Source organism: Pseudoselenomonas ruminantium (genome assembly GCF_900104055.1).
Taxonomy (GTDB): Bacteria; Bacillota; Negativicutes; order Selenomonadales; family Selenomonadaceae; genus Selenomonas_A; species Selenomonas_A ruminantium_C.
Genome location: NZ_FNJQ01000007.1, coordinates 33,146 through 47,957, shown reverse-complemented (window position 1 = coordinate 47,957; position 14,812 = coordinate 33,146). Strand labels below are relative to the sequence as shown.

Sequence of the window (14,812 nt, the reverse complement as noted above, 5' to 3'; positions counted from 1 at the left end):
ATGCCGGAAGTAGAAATCATCCGTCGCTATCTGGACAAACAGACGGCGGGCAAAAAAATCATGGATCTGGACATTCGCCTGCCGCGCATGATCAAGTGGCCGGATACAGAAGGTTTCCGGGATATGGTCACAGGCCGGACCATCAAGGGCATGAACCGTCGGGGAAAATACCTGCTGATGGAACTGGATAATGGCAATGAAGTCGTCTTTCATCTGCGCATGACCGGACGGCTGGTGTTTGAGCCGACAGGCAAAACCACCGATAGCCATGCCAGAGTTATCTTCCATCTGCAGTATGGAGCCAGTCTCGTTTACGGCGATACCCGCACCTTGGGAACCATCCATGGCATCAAGCCCGAGGAGCGGACCATGTTGAAGGGCCTGGCAGAAATGGGGCCGGAACCATTGTCGGCAGACTTTACGGCTAAGTATCTTGAGCAGGCAGTCAGCCGGCGGAAAACAGCTATCAAATCCTTCCTGCTCAATCAGAAATACATTGGCGGCATTGGCAATATCTATGCGGATGAAGCCCTGTTCTTAGCAGGCATTCATCCCCTGCGGCCGGCCAGTTCCTTGTCAGCAGGAGAATGCCAGCGGCTTTGGGAAAGTGTCAATCAGGTGATTGCCGCAGGCATCGAAGATGGCGGCACGACCTTCCGCGATTATCAGAATGGGGAAGGTGGCAAGGGCAGCCATCAGGACCATCTCTATGTCTATGCCCGCAAGGGAGAACCCTGCCGCAATTGTCAGACACCGATTGAACGCATAATTGTTGGCGGCAGAGGCACTCATTTCTGTCCCCATTGTCAGGAGGAGTGTTGATGGCAAGGATTATCGGTCTTACCGGCGGCATCGCCAGCGGCAAGAGCACCATGGCTAAATTCTTCCGCGATAAGGGCGCCGCTGTTCTCAATGTGGATGCCATTGCCCACCATCTGTCCAAGCCACGGCGCGTACTTTATAAGATTTATGTGCAGCATTTTGGTGAGGATATTCTCCAGCCTGACGGCACTCTTGACCGGCGAGCTATCGGGCAGAAGGTCTTTGCCGACAAGAATGAGCGTCAGTGGCTCAATGAGCATACGCATCCCATCCTTGAACATGTGATGCGCCAGCAGATTGCCTGTATGCAGCGAAAAAATTTTCCCGTCATAATCCTCGATGTGCCATTGCTCTTTGAGGCCGGATGGGATAAAATGACAGAAGAGAACTGTTTGGTATTTGTGGACGAAGCTGTCCAGCTTGAACGTCTGATGCGGCGCAACGGCTATACGGAGGCCGAAGCCCAAGGGCGCATTGCCGCTCAGATGCCGCTGACGGAGAAAAAGCAGCGGGCAGATACCTTTATCGATAATAATGGCAGCCTGGAGGATAGCTTTTCCCAGGCAGAAAAACTTTGGAAGGAGTGGACCCATGCAGGGATTTCGTGACAGGGTCCAGCAAAATCGGCGTATTCAGCGACGCATGGCCACCTGCTTTTGCGTTGCTTTATTTATTTTAATGGTGAGTCTCAGTGCGTTTTTGGTACTGCAGTTCGAACCAGTACAGCGCAAGTATTTTTATGTGTACCCCTATCATGATACGGTGATGAAATATGCGGAGGTCTATCATGTGGACAGTAACCTGACTGCAGCCGTCATCAAGAGCGAGAGCAAGTTCAAGCATACAGCCTTGTCTCACCGCGGAGCAGTAGGACTCATGCAGTTGATGCCGGATACGGCTGAATGGATTGCCGGGCAGCTTGGCGATAAGAACTATAGTCTGGACAATCTCCATGAGCCGGACCGCAATATCCGCTATGGCACCTGGTATCTGGCTGAACTGGAAAAAGAATTCAAGGGCAATGACGTGCTGGCGCTGGCAGCCTATAATGCCGGGCGCGGCAATGTCAAGTCGTGGATGGAGGAGAATGATTGGAACTATGAGTTCCATGATATCAATGCGATTCCGTTTAAGGAAACGCGGGATTATGTAAGACAGGTTATTGGTGACCGCAAAAAGTATAGAGAGTTGTATCCTGAATAATGCATATCCCCTTACTTTTCTTTGGCGCAAAGAAAAGTAACAAAAGAAAACGCGGACTGAAATCCCATCACGGGATTTACGTCCGCCAGCGCTCATCCTTGAGCGCTGAGCAACGATAGACCGAATATTTTTGGTGCCAGTATGAAAGGCCTCCCCCTTGAGGGGGCGACGTAGTCGCGGGAGTCCTGTGGACTCCCCGGGCAGGGGACCGCAAGGCGATGGATGAGGTGTATTTAGATTTATGCAGAAATACCGTATTGTTCCGCAACAAGAGAATATGTTTTGGCAGTTGGTGCAGGGGATGACCTTGCAGGATGAGGAAAAGACACTGCTGAAAAATGCGGTGATTCGTCATGTGGAGGTCAGCATCAAGATTAGTCTCTGGGAAATTGCCTTGACCAGTCAGACACTCATTCCGGATGCACTCTTACAGCGGGCGGCTGAGCAGATCAAGGGCAAGTGCAATCTGCAATCGGTCATCTTCTATCAGGATATCATTGATATCGAAGATGGTATCAGCAAGGTCTGGCCGCAGCTGGTTACGATTGTAGCCGAAGGCAATCCGACGGTTTTCCAGCTTTTGAAACGGTCGAAATATGTAGTTGACGGAAGCAAACTCATTATCAAGGTTCCCGGAGAGCTGGGCGGTGAGATCATGCGGGCTCATGCCGTAACTCAGCTGATGGGCAGAGCCATTAAAGATATATTGGGCTATCGCTGTCCTGTGGTTTGCGAGGCCAGTGACGAAGTCCTGCAGAATCTTTCCGTAGATGACAGCTTTGACACGCCAGAATATCAGGCAGCCGTGTACAAGGAACGCGTGGCCGAAGCGCAGGCAGACTTTACACCTGCTGCACCAGCCAAAGCGGCTCTCGCACCGAAACCAGCAGCCAGTGATAAGCCCCAAGCCGCACCTGCCCCCAAGCGGGAAGATCTTTCCCGTCCTGTGGTGGTACAGGGGGCTGGCAATACCATTTTCGGCCGCAGCATCATGGGCGAGCGGCAGCTTATTGCCGAGCTGGAAGGCGAGACGAAAAACGTCATCCTCGAAGGTTTTATCGGCGAGGGTGCTGGTTCCGGACTCAAGACCATCGAATTCAAGACCGGCACGAAGATGCTGGCCTTCTGTCTGTCCGATGAATCCGACGGCATTGCCTGCAAGAAATTCTTTAAGCCCGGCAAGGGGCGCAATGGCCAGGAAGAAGACTTCGACGAGATCATGGGCAAGCTCAAAGAAGGCATGGCCGTGCGCATCAAAGGCTCTGTGCGCTTCGATACTTATATGAATGAGTATGTAGTCTTTGTGGACGCTCTGGCCAAGAAAGAAGTCAAGAAACGCGAGGACAACGCCGAAGTCAAACGCGTGGAACTCCATGCCCATACGACCATGAGTGCCATGGACGCCGTGGTTTCGGTGAAGGACCTGATCAAGACCGCTGACAGCTGGGGCTGGCCGGCCATTGCCATCACTGACCACGGTGTGGTGCAGGCTTATCCGGATGCAGCAAAGGCGGCAGAAAAACTCAATATCAAAGTTATCTATGGCATGGAAGGTTATCTGACTGGTGATGATTTCGAACAGAAGCGGGCCAACCATATCATTTTCCTGGCCAAGAATCCCAACGGACTGCGTAATCTCTATCAGTTGGTCTCCCTGTCCCATGTCAAATATTTCCATCGCCAGCCCCGTCTGCCCAAGAGAATCATCGAGGAGTACCGGGATGGCATCATCATTGGTTCAGCCTGCGAAGCGGGCGAGCTGATGCGGGCAATCGTGGAGGGGCAGAGCGAGGAACAGCTCATTGAGATTGCCTCCTTCTATGACTATCTGGAAATCCAGCCCATCCATAACAATGACTTCCTGAAACGCAGCGATAAATTTCCGAATATCAATACGGACCAGGATTTGATTGATATCAACCTCAAGGTAGCAGAGCTGGCCAAAAAGCTGGGCAAGATGCTGGTTGCTACCTGCGATGTGCATTTCCTGAATCCCGAGGACTATATTTACCGCGCCATATTAATGAAGGGAAAAGGCTTTGATGATGCGGATATGCAGCCACCCTTATACCTTCGCACCACTGAAGAGATGCTGGCCGAGTTCGAATACCTTGGAGCCGAAGCGGCCTATGAAGCCGTCGTGACCAATCCCCGGAAGATCAATGATATGATCGAGAAGTTCAAACCGATTCCGGATGATCTCTATTCGCCTATGATTCCCGGTGCTGACGAGGAAATTCAAAGCATGTCCTATAATCGGGCCAAGGCCATGTACGGCGAAAATCTGCCGGAAATCGTGGAAGCACGGCTGCAGCAGGAGCTCAAGCCCATTATCGGCCACGGTTTTTCGGTGTTGTATCTCATTTCTCAGCGCCTCGTGAAAAAATCCAACGACGATGGCTATCTAGTAGGCTCCCGTGGTTCCGTAGGTTCATCCTTTATCGCCACGATGACGGGGATTACCGAGGTTAACCCACTGCCACCGCATTGGCGCTGCCCGCATTGCCAGTACAGCAAGTTCATAACGGATGGTTCCTATGGCTGCGGCTATGACCTGCCGGATATGGACTGCCCGGTCTGCGGCACGCCGCTTATAAAGGACGGTCACGATATACCGTTCGCCGTATTCCTGGGCTTCGATGGGGACAAGGTCCCTGATATCGACCTGAACTTCTCGGGGACTTATCAGCCTGTAGCCCATAAGTATACGGAAATCCTCTTTGGTAAGGACAACGTATACCGCGCCGGTTCCATCCAGACCGTTGCCGATAAGACAGCCTTTGGCTATGTGAAGAAGTATTTTGAAGAAAAGGGCATCAAGAAACATATCTCCTATATCGACCGTCTGGCACATGGCTGCATGGGCGTAAAGTCCACAACCGGCCAGCACCCGGCAGGCATCATGGTTGTGCCCCGAGATATGGACGTGCATTTCTTCACGCCTATACAGCATCCGGCCAATGATATGAACTGCGGCACGATCACCACCCATTTCGATTATCATTCCATCAGCAGCCGTCTGGTTAAGCTTGATATCCTGGGACACGATGATCCGACGGTGATCAAGATGCTGGAAGACCTGACCTGCCGCGATCCGAAAACCATACCGTTTGATGACGTGGCGACCATGTCGCTCTTCAACTGTACGGATGCTTTGGGCCTGACACCGGAAGAACTGGGGGCAACCTCGGGCACCTTCGGCATCCCTGAATTCCGTACGCCCTTTACCCGGCAGATGATTGACGATACCAATCCGGATGTGTTCTCGGATCTGGTGCGTATTTCCGGCTTTTCCCATGGCACGGACGTGTGGCTGGGCAACGCCCAGGACTTGATCCGCAGCGGCCAGTGTACCATCAAGAATGCCATCTCTGCCCGTGACGATATCATGATGTACCTGATCCATCATGGTATTGATCCCTTGCTGTCCTTTAAGACTATGGAAAAAGTGCGAAAGGGGAAGGGCATCGATCCAGATGTGGTGAAGAAACTGCAGGACGGGGATATTCCGCAGTGGTATATCGACTCCTGCCAGAAAATCAAATACCTGTTCCCGCGGGCACATGCAACAGCTTATGTTATGATGGCTTACCGCATTGCCTTCTGTAAGGTGCATTATCCTTTGGCTTACTATGCAGCATATTTTTCTATCCGGGCCGACGAATTCGATGCCAACGTCATTGCCAGAGGAAAAGATTTTGTTGGGGACAAGATTAAAGAATTGGAGGAGATTTCCAAGGAGAAAAAACTCGATGCCAAGCAGAACGCAACATTAATCGTATTGCAGCTGGCCTGGGAAATGTACCTCAGAGGTTATGACTGTGAGAATGTAGATATCTACACATCGGATGCCGAAAAGTTCATTATCCATGAAAAATCCTTGTTGCCGCCATTGGCCAGTTTAGGCGGTATGGGAGCCAAGGCATCGCAAAGTATTGTCGAAGCCCGCCGAGATGGTATCTTTACCAGTATTGAAGACTTGCGCCGCCGAACTGGTATTTCCAAAACCAACATCGATATCCTCAAAGACCATGGATGTTTGGATGGCATGGGAGAGACAGACCAGATTGCATTATTCTGTTAAATGCAGACAAATTGCAGATAAATTTTTATAAAGCAGGATAGTATTAAAACCAGCTGAATTTTTCTCAGGAAAAATCAGCTGGTTTTTACTTATCAACATTTTTATGTGTATAACTTCCGATAAGTATAAATTATCGGAAGTTATGAATTGAGGCATTTTTTATTGCCGTTAACAGGCTCTGTCAGCGTTTTGAAATTTACATGCTATACTTTATACCTAAAAATAAAAACGAACCCCTTAGAAACGATTCTACGAGGTCCGTTTTTTCGTATTGGAATAAATTATCCTCTTTTGTGATCAGATTCGTGCATATTCCAAATCTGAATTCTTTTCGTACATCCGTTCATAGTAATCCTGATACTCGCCGCTGATGATTTCTTCCCACCATTGACGATTATCCAGATACCACTGGATCGTTGCCTTGATGCCATCTTCGAATTTCGTTGCCGGCAGCCAGCCAAGTTCTTCGTGGATCTTGGTTGGATCGATGGCATATCTGCGGTCATGTCCCTTGCGATCCTTGACATATTCAATCATATCTTCGCCTTTGCCTAACTGCTTCAGAATTGTCTTGACAACATCGATATTGGCTTTCTCGTTATGGCCGCCGATATTATAGACTTCACCGACTTTGCCCTTCTGCAGGATCAGATTGATGGCTGCACAATGGTCTTCCACATAGAGCCAGTCACGTACATTGAGGCCGTCGCCGTATACCGGCAGTTTCTTGCCACCCAGGGCGTTGATGATCATCAATGGAATCAGCTTTTCCGGGAAATGGTACGGACCGTAGTTATTGGAGCAGCGGGAAATGGTCGTTGGCACCTTGTAAGTACGGTGATAAGCCATGACCAGCAAATCTGCAGAAGCCTTGGAGGCCGAATATGGGCTGGAAGTATGCAGATTAGTCGTTTCCGTGAAGAACAGGTCCGGTCGGTCCAAAGGCAGATCGCCATAAACCTCATCCGTAGACACCTGATGATAACGGTCGATGCCATACTTGCGGCAGGCATCCAGCAGTACGCTGGTACCAATCACATTGGTCTGCAGGAAAATCTCCGGATTTTCGATGGAACGGTCCACATGGGATTCAGCCGCAAAGTTCACGATCACATCCGGCTTTTCCGTTTCAAACATATGATAGACAGCTTTGCGGTCGGCAATGTCCCCACGGATGAACTTGAAGTTCTCATACTTCATGGCTTCATCCAACGTAGCCATATTGCCCGCATAGGTCAGCTTGTCAAAGCAAATGATCTTATCTTCCGGACGGTTCTTGAGCATGTAATAAACGAAATTAGAACCAATAAAACCGGCACCACCGGTAACAACGATATTCATAGAAAATAATCCCCTTAAGTCAATTAACCTTCATATACAAAATTCAAATCCGTGCGCTCTTTAAGCAGCGGCGCAACTCTGTCCTTGTCGGAAAGGATGACCGGCTCGATGGGCCATTCGACATTGATTTCCGGATCATCCCAGCGGATATTGCCGTCACATTCCGGTGCATAGTAATTATCTGCCTTATACTGTACTTCCACATCATCGGTCAGCGTGATGAAACCATGAGCAAAGCCACGGGGAATGAAGAGCTGCTTGTGATTTTCGGCCGACAGCTCCACACCTACCCACTGCCCATACTGGGGTGAGCCTTTGCGGATATCCACAGCCACGTCAAAGATTTTCCCGCGGGTGCAACGCAGCATCTTGGCCTGGCACATGGGATTGAGCTGATAGTGCAGGCCGCGCAAAGTCCCCTTTTGCGCAGAATAAGAGTGATTGTCCTGTACAAAATCAGCCTTGATGCCAGCTTCCGCGAGCTTCTTCTCCGACCAACTCTCCGTAAACCAACCCCGGGCATCGCCAAAGACCTGCGGTTCTACAACATAGACACCTTTCAGTTTTGTTTCTGTTACTTTCATTATATATAGTCTCTCCCATTATTCCGTTACAATCTGTTGCAGATACTGACCATATTCATTCTTGGCCAGTGGTTTTGCCAGCTCCAGTACTTGTTCCGCGCTGATGTAGCCCATGCGATAGGCAATTTCCTCGATGCAGGCAATCTTGAGTCCCTGACGGGCCTGGATCGTGCGCACGAAAGCCGCTGCATCCAGCAGGGATTCATGTGTCCCTGTATCCAGCCAGGCATAACCGCGGCGCATCTTCTCCACCTGCAGCTTGCCACGCTCCAGATAAATCTTGTTCACATCCGTGATTTCCAGTTCCCCACGAGCTGAGGGCTTGATGGACTTAGCCACATCCACGATGTCCTTATCGTAGAAATACAGGCCTGTTACCGCATAGTTAGACTTTGGCTGAGCCGGTTTTTCCTCCAGGCTTAGTGCATGACCGTCGCGATCGAACTCAACAACGCCATAACGCTCCGGATCAGATACATAGTAAGCAAAGACGGTCGCACCCTCATCCATGGCTGCAGCTCGCTGTACCGACTGGGCCAGATCCGAACCATAGTAAATGTTATCCCCAAGCACCAGAGCGCAGCCTTCGCCGTTGATGAATTCCTCACCGATGATGAAAGCCTGCGCCAAACCATCCGGGCTGGGCTGTACCGCATAACTTATGCTAATGCCCAGCTGACTGCCATCCCCCAGCAGCTTTTTGAACTGCTCGCTGTCCTGAGGCGTAGTTATGATCAGAATATCCTTGATCCCTGCCAGCATCAGCGTGCTCAGCGGATAATAGACCATGGGTTTATCGTATACAGGCATCAACTGCTTGGATACCACCCTGGTAAGCGGATACAACCGTGTTCCCGATCCACCAGCTAAAATGATTCCCTTTTTGATCAAATCAATACACCCCCGTTGTCACAATACACTCTATTATACTATATTTTCTATTGTTATACCAGTCCTAAGGAGCATGAGGTGTGATACGTATGGTGCAGCTTTTCAAGATGCCATAAAAATGTCCCTGCTGATTATTTACCAGCAGGGACGGTTTCGTAAATATAGACTCTTATAGAAATATCAGCTTAAAGTGCCGGCCGGACTTCGCCGAAAACCTGCTGGTTTTCCTGGATCTTATCCTGTCCGCCGAATACGCAGAGAACGTTCTTATCCATGCAGTCCTTCACCAGCCCGGCCAAAGCCTGTACATCTTTTTGACGGGTATTGAGAATCTCATCCCTTGCCTGCTGGCGGTCAGCTTCGGTAATCCCCCTCAGCCAGCAGGTGGCAGCGGCACTGCCTTTCATCTGCGGCGTCAGCGGCGTGTCGATATTGCTCATGGTGCCGATGATATATTTATCCATCTCGCGCTCGGAAGCCGCAAAGTTTCCAATGTAATCTGCCGTACCATTGAACACATCCAGCGTTTCCGTCAGATTTGGATCGCGATAGGAACCAAAGTACATCATGCCGTTGCGGTTGAAGCTCGTAAATGCCCCATAAGCACCGCCCTGAACGCGGATTTTCGTCCAGAAGTAATCATAGCGCAGGATGGTTTCCAGCACATGCATGGTACCCGTGAACCGATGGCCAAGCTTCAGGAAGTTGGCGCCTTTACCCACATATTGCACACGGCTGGAGGAAGTCAATCCTTCGTTAAGGGCCCGTAAATCCCAATGGTATTCCTGCGCAGGATAGACTTCCTGCCCCAAGCCCTGTTGGAATTTGCCGAATTCTGTCGCGAAACCATCGTAATACTCGGCACGGTCCGTTACACTGACAATCAGATTATGCTGGTTGAAGATCATCTTTGCCAGTTCGCTGAGTTTTGCCGCGATGGCCGGCAGGTTAGCCGGGAAATCAGCCAGCAGGCCTTTGATAAAGGGATAGAAAGGCAGACCGCCTTCATCGGCATAACGGCCGGCAGGTGTCAGATAGCCAGCCAGACGGGCGCTGACGACCTGATGGGCCGAACGCTGCAGATTGAGCTCAATCGTAGCCTGTTCCTGCTCTAATAGTTCCTTGATGCGCTTTTCATCGCTGAACTTGCTGGTCGTCAAGATTTCCTGCAAGAGTTCCAGCAGCTTAGGCAGTTTTTCCCGCAGGACCTTGGCCTTGACCTTGAATTTCGGCGTATTGGAATCCGGCTCATTGTTGCGTGTATAGGTCACGATATCATAGGTGATACCGCCGGTGTGCAGGTTCTTGCGGTTGGCTAGTTCTGCATAGGTGCTCTGCTCGGTGTCCACGTTGCCAATCAACTCGCTCAGGAGGAAGGCGTAAGGAATATCTTCCTGCGGCACTACCTGAGCATCAAAGAGCAGACTTAGGTAGACAATACCGCTGGTCTCGATATCGCTGAAGAGTACCTTGGTGCCGGCCAGCTCTTTTTCTGCCAGTGGCAGTTCATAGGGCTTACGGCGGATATCGCTAAGCTTCAGCAGCGGGATGGTCTTCAACGCTTCTTCGCTGTCCTCGCTCTGCTGGCGTTCCTTCAAGGCCTTGTTGTCGGCAATCAGCTGCTGGATATCGGCATCACTCAGCGCGGCTTTGCGCTCAGCCAGCATTGCCGTCTGTTTTTCCTCGCGTTCTGCGGCCATGGTCTTGGAAGGTTCCATGGTGATAAGCGCAGCATGCGGATTGTCCAGGAAATAGCGGCGGATCAGATCTTCGAAATAACCATTCTTAAGTCCGTCCTTCATGGCCTGGATTATCGGTTCATAGGCCAATACCTTTTCCGGTTCGCCATCATAGAGCCAGGTTTTCATGATGCGGATGCCATAGATAAGCCCCTTGGGTGCGGAACCAAAATCCGATTCGCGCAGGCGGAATTCCAGCAGGTTGATGGAAGCTTCGAGCAGGGTGCGGTCAATGCCCTCTGCCGCCAGTTTCTGCAGGGTTTCCTGCACGATGCTGTAGAATTTATCCACCCGGTCCGCTTCGGAATTGCTGATGATGATGCTGAAGAAAGGCTGCAGGATATCCTCTTCAAAGGAAGAGTCCACATCCTTGCCCAGCTGGGCATCGATCAAGGCTTTGCGCAAGGGAGCTGCCGGCGTTCTGAGCAGGGCGTGCTCGAGGATTTCCAGCCCCATCATATCCGTGAGGTTCAGGGATTCACCGACCACCCAGCTCAGGGACAGGAAGGATTTTTCCGCCGTATCTTCATCGGGGCTGGCCGGATACTGGAGGTTCTGACGCTGAAGGCTCGCAAAGGCCGGCTGTTTTTCGATATGGGAATCAATCTTAATGCGGTCAAAATGGGACAGGTATTCCGCATCCAGATAAGCCAGCTTTTCTTCGATATCCAGATCGCCATAGAGATAGATATAGCTGTTGGTGGGATGGTAATAGCGCTGATGGAAATCCTTGAACATCTCATAGCTGAGCTGCGGAATGGCCTCGGGATCGCCACCGGACTCATAGCCATAGGTATTATCCGGGTAAAGGGCAGCCATGATCCGGCTCTCCAGCAGATCATCCGGTGCCGAAAGCGCGCCCTTCATTTCATTATAAACCACACCACTATAGGTAAGCGGTGCCTTGGCATCATCGATTTCATAATGCCAGCCCTCCTGCATCAGGATCTGCGGATTTTCCAGCATGTTCGGATAAAACACGGCATCAAGATAGACATCCATCAGGTTCTGGAAATCCTTATCATTGCGGCTGGCCACAGGATACATGGTCTTATCCGGATAGGTCATGGCGTTAAGGAAGGTGTTGAGGGAACCTTTCACCAGTTCCACAAACGGTTCCTTCAGCGGATATTTGCGGCTGCCACAGAGCGTGGAATGCTCCACGATATGCGCCACGCCAGTATCGTCAAAAGGCGGCGTACGGAAGCTGATGGAAAATACCTTATTATCATCATCGTTCTGTAAGAAAAAAAGGCGGGCGCCACTTTTTTCATGTTCAAACGTCCAGGCAATGGAGCTGGTTTCCTTGCTCTCACTGCGATTTATTACTTTAAATCCATGGATATGGTCATTAACCTTCACAAAATCACTCCTACTGCAATCGGTTCTCAAAACATACTATATAGTATATCACTGTACGAGCAGACTCTCAAGTTCTTCGCGGGTAACGGCATAGGTTCCCAAACGGGTGACAACCCGGCTGGCGGCCAGATTGGCCAGATAAGCCCCCAAGGCGGGCGGAAGTCCTCCAGCCAAGGCCAGACCGAAAACAGCTGTCACGGCATCGGTAGCACCCAGAACATCAAAGAGTTCCTGCGCCTTTGTGGGAATATGCACGGTTTCATTTTCCCGCACCAGGGCCATGCCCTTTTGTGAGCGGGTGGCAATGATGTTCTTGATATGGAATTTGCGCATCAGATAATGGCAGGCCTTCTCCACTGCTGCATCTTCATTTTCAATGGGCTGCAATAGCTGCTGATTAATGCGTTTGAGGTTAGCAACCACATAATCGGCATTACGATAATTCACCCAGGAACTGGTACTCATATCTACGACTACCGGAACGCCATGATTATGGCATTTTTCGATGATCCAGCTACAGGAAGCGTCCGTGCAGGCGCCATTGGCATGGTCGGAGATAATCACACAGTCCAGGCTTTCACTGAGCTTATCACCGATATACTGTTCGTAGCGCGCCATATCCGCCAAATCGATAGCCTGCGCCGCTTCAAAATCCAGCCGGAACATCTGCTGGTTGCCGCTCATGATACGCACCTTGGTCGTGGTTGGCCGGCTCGTATAGATAAGTCCGCTGGCATCGATGCCATAATGCTGGAATTTTTCTACCAGGCTTTCACAATGGGAATCTTTTCCCACGAAACCGGCAATGCTGACCTTGCAGCCAAGCACGGCTAAGCTGTAAGCGATATTGGCACTGCCGCCCAGCTTTTCCGTAGAGGATTGTACCCGCGTGATTGGCACAGGTGCTTCACCGGATATACGGGTAACCTCCCCATAATAATATTTATCCAGCATGATATCGCCCACCACCAAAACATTGCACTGTTCCGGCTTAGCAGCCAAAAATTCCCGTAAACGCTGTCCATCCATAATGCCGCCTCCTCATATCTTGTAACATATTCGTATATTCGCGAAGGAAAAGAAAAATCCTGCTATACAACTTTACACATAAGCTCTATCAATACTGTAAATTTCATGTTATAATAAAAGACAAGGATTTATTATAAACAAACAGATAGGAGATGTTGCTTTATGATGGCCTTGAATTTTCAAGCTGCCAAGCATAAGAAAATGCTGATGGAACGCACGAAGAACTGCACCGTGCGTTTAGGGGATGTAAGCCAACTCTATCCGGAAGGCTCTATTGTCTGGATCACCACTGGCGTAAAAGGCGAGCCCAAACACAAACTCTATCCTGCTTATCTCGACAAAGTCAGGGTAAAGACCATGGGCACCTTGACCTCCAATGACTTAGGTCACCAGAATCCGGAAATCAACTCGCAGGAAGAATTGGTAGCCGATTTCGAGAAAATCTACAAACGCCGGATCCTGATGGAAGATACCGTAACAGTAATCTATTTCACGGAAGTCCACGAAGATTTATAAAATCATTCTGGCACATAAAGCAAAAAGGAACCATTACCTCAATAGGTATGGTTCCTTTTTCATGTGAATAATCAGTTCCGGATGGAAGCCAGAACGTCAGAAGCATTCAGGTTGTTAGCCGTCATGTATTCCGTCAGTTCTTTGAAATCATCCTGAGCTTTCTTGGATTTCAGATCATCCAGCTGCTTTTTCAGAGCCTTGACTTCTTCCTGCTTCTTGGCGATTTTTGCTTCAATAGCATTGATTTTCTCTTCGTAATTTGCTTTTCTTGCCATCGTTCATTTCTCCTTTATAGAAAAATATATCTGCTATCATTGTAGACAATAATAGCAGATTTGGCAAGTATTTTTTGAGAAATTTTCGGAAAAATATCAGCTTTTTGCCGCTTTGATGGCTTCCGTTAAATCCAAGGTTCCCATATAAATGGATTTACCGGCAATCACGCCCTCAATGCCAGCAGCTTCCTGTTCTTTTAACGCTTTGATATCGTCTAACGATTTTACTCCACCGGAAGCAACGATTTTTATGCCACTTTCTTTTGCGAGCTTGACCGTGGCTTCTACATTTACGCCGCTTAACGTGCCATCGCGGGAAATATCCGTATAGATGATCGTCTTGACGCCAGCTTTTTTCATTTCCTGTGCCAGTTCAATCACGCCGATATTGCCGGATTCTCCCCAGCCTTCCACAGCCACAATCCCATCTTTGGCATCAATTCCCACCACAATACGTTCGCCATATTTTGCGCAGGCTTCTTTCACCAAAGCAGGTTTTTTGACGGCAACCGACCCCAGAATGACCCGAGTAATTCCCATCGACAAAAGCTGATCAATCTGCTCCATCGTCCGAATCCCGCCACCAAGTTCCGTGGGAATATCCACAGATTTCAGTATTTCCTCAATGGCCGCCAGATTCTGCGAAGAACCAGCTAAAGCCCCATCCAAATCCACTAAATGCAGGTACTCAGCTCCCTGAGCCTGCCACTTGCGAGCCATATCCGCAGGACTATCCGAGAATACGGTTTCTTGATTGAAATCACCTTTCAACAAACGAACACATTTACCCCCACGAATATCAATCGCCGGAAAAATAATCATAGAATCCCCCTATACCCTCAAAGAGAAAAACAGCACAAACGCCTAGCGCTCAAGGATGAGCGCTCGCGGACGTAAATTCCTGGATGGAATTTCAGTCCGCTGTTTCTTTTGGTACTTTTCTTTGCGCCAAAGAAAAGTACATAA

The 14,812-nt window shown here is 49.7% G+C and carries 12 protein-coding genes; 5 read left to right on the top strand and 7 right to left on the bottom strand.

Translation table 11 applies throughout. The features are described from left to right. The 4 genes from mutM (at position 1) to BLQ59_RS04645 (ending at position 6,109) form a co-directional block, all read left to right on the top strand. On the top strand, positions 1 to 822 hold the full coding sequence (gene mutM / locus BLQ59_RS16165) for a DNA-formamidopyrimidine glycosylase (RefSeq protein WP_371118270.1): 822 nt from the start codon (positions 1 to 3) through the stop codon (positions 820 to 822). Further along, positions 822 to 1,430, top strand: coding sequence for a dephospho-CoA kinase (coaE, locus tag BLQ59_RS16160; RefSeq protein ID WP_074571763.1), 609 nt, complete (start codon positions 822 to 824; stop codon positions 1,428 to 1,430). The genes mutM and coaE overlap by 1 nt, the downstream gene beginning before the upstream one ends. A gap of 70 nt (positions 1,431 to 1,500) precedes the next feature. Beyond that, positions 1,501 to 2,025 carry a lytic transglycosylase domain-containing protein gene (locus BLQ59_RS04650; protein WP_256324607.1) on the top strand — a complete coding sequence of 175 codons (525 nt, stop codon included), beginning with the start codon at positions 1,501 to 1,503 and terminating at the stop codon, positions 2,023 to 2,025. A gap of 241 nt (positions 2,026 to 2,266) precedes the next feature. Then, positions 2,267 to 6,109, top strand: a complete 3,843-nt coding sequence (locus BLQ59_RS04645) for a PolC-type DNA polymerase III (protein ID WP_074571762.1) — start codon at positions 2,267 to 2,269, stop codon at positions 6,107 to 6,109. A gap of 297 nt (positions 6,110 to 6,406) precedes the next feature. Here BLQ59_RS04645 and rfbB read toward each other — a convergent pair whose 3' ends face one another. The 5 genes from rfbB to BLQ59_RS04620 all read right to left on the bottom strand — a co-directional run bounded on the left by rfbB (position 6,407) and on the right by BLQ59_RS04620 (position 13,055). Beyond that, a complete protein-coding gene (gene rfbB, locus BLQ59_RS04640) occupies positions 6,407 to 7,450 on the bottom strand; it encodes a dTDP-glucose 4,6-dehydratase (RefSeq protein WP_074571761.1) in 1,044 nt (347 codons plus the stop codon). A 23-nt stretch (positions 7,451 to 7,473) separates the two neighbouring features. Further along, entirely contained in the window at positions 7,474 to 8,034 is a 561-nt protein-coding gene (gene rfbC, locus BLQ59_RS04635) for a dTDP-4-dehydrorhamnose 3,5-epimerase (RefSeq protein ID WP_074571760.1), read from the bottom strand. Positions 8,035 to 8,052: 18 nt separating this feature from the next. Next, complete coding sequence (rfbA, locus tag BLQ59_RS04630; RefSeq protein ID WP_074571759.1) at positions 8,053 to 8,925, bottom strand: glucose-1-phosphate thymidylyltransferase RfbA; 873 nt, start codon at positions 8,923 to 8,925, stop codon at positions 8,053 to 8,055. A gap of 185 nt (positions 8,926 to 9,110) precedes the next feature. Then, entirely contained in the window at positions 9,111 to 12,026 is a 2,916-nt protein-coding gene (locus BLQ59_RS04625; protein WP_074571758.1) for an insulinase family protein, read from the bottom strand. Positions 12,027 to 12,074: 48 nt separating this feature from the next. Further along, positions 12,075 to 13,055: a bifunctional heptose 7-phosphate kinase/heptose 1-phosphate adenyltransferase gene (locus BLQ59_RS04620; protein WP_074571757.1), complete on the bottom strand. Its 981-nt coding sequence runs from the start codon at positions 13,053 to 13,055 to the stop codon at positions 12,075 to 12,077. Between the two features lie 162 nt (positions 13,056 to 13,217). On the opposite strand from BLQ59_RS04620, the gene BLQ59_RS04615 reads away from it, so the two are divergent. Beyond that, a complete protein-coding gene (locus tag BLQ59_RS04615; protein ID WP_014424653.1) occupies positions 13,218 to 13,571 on the top strand; it encodes an ASCH domain-containing protein in 354 nt (117 codons plus the stop codon). A gap of 71 nt (positions 13,572 to 13,642) precedes the next feature. Here the strand turns inward: BLQ59_RS04615 and BLQ59_RS04610 are convergent, their stop codons facing one another. Together BLQ59_RS04610 and hisA are read right to left on the bottom strand one after the other, a co-directional pair. Continuing rightward, entirely contained in the window at positions 13,643 to 13,846 is a 204-nt protein-coding gene (locus BLQ59_RS04610) for a protein kinase (RefSeq protein WP_074571756.1), read from the bottom strand. 96 nt (positions 13,847 to 13,942) lie between these two features. Next, positions 13,943 to 14,668, bottom strand: coding sequence for a 1-(5-phosphoribosyl)-5-[(5-phosphoribosylamino)methylideneamino]imidazole-4-carboxamide isomerase (gene hisA, locus BLQ59_RS04605; protein ID WP_074571755.1), 726 nt, complete (start codon positions 14,666 to 14,668; stop codon positions 13,943 to 13,945). Between the last annotated feature and the right edge of the window lie 144 nt (positions 14,669 to 14,812).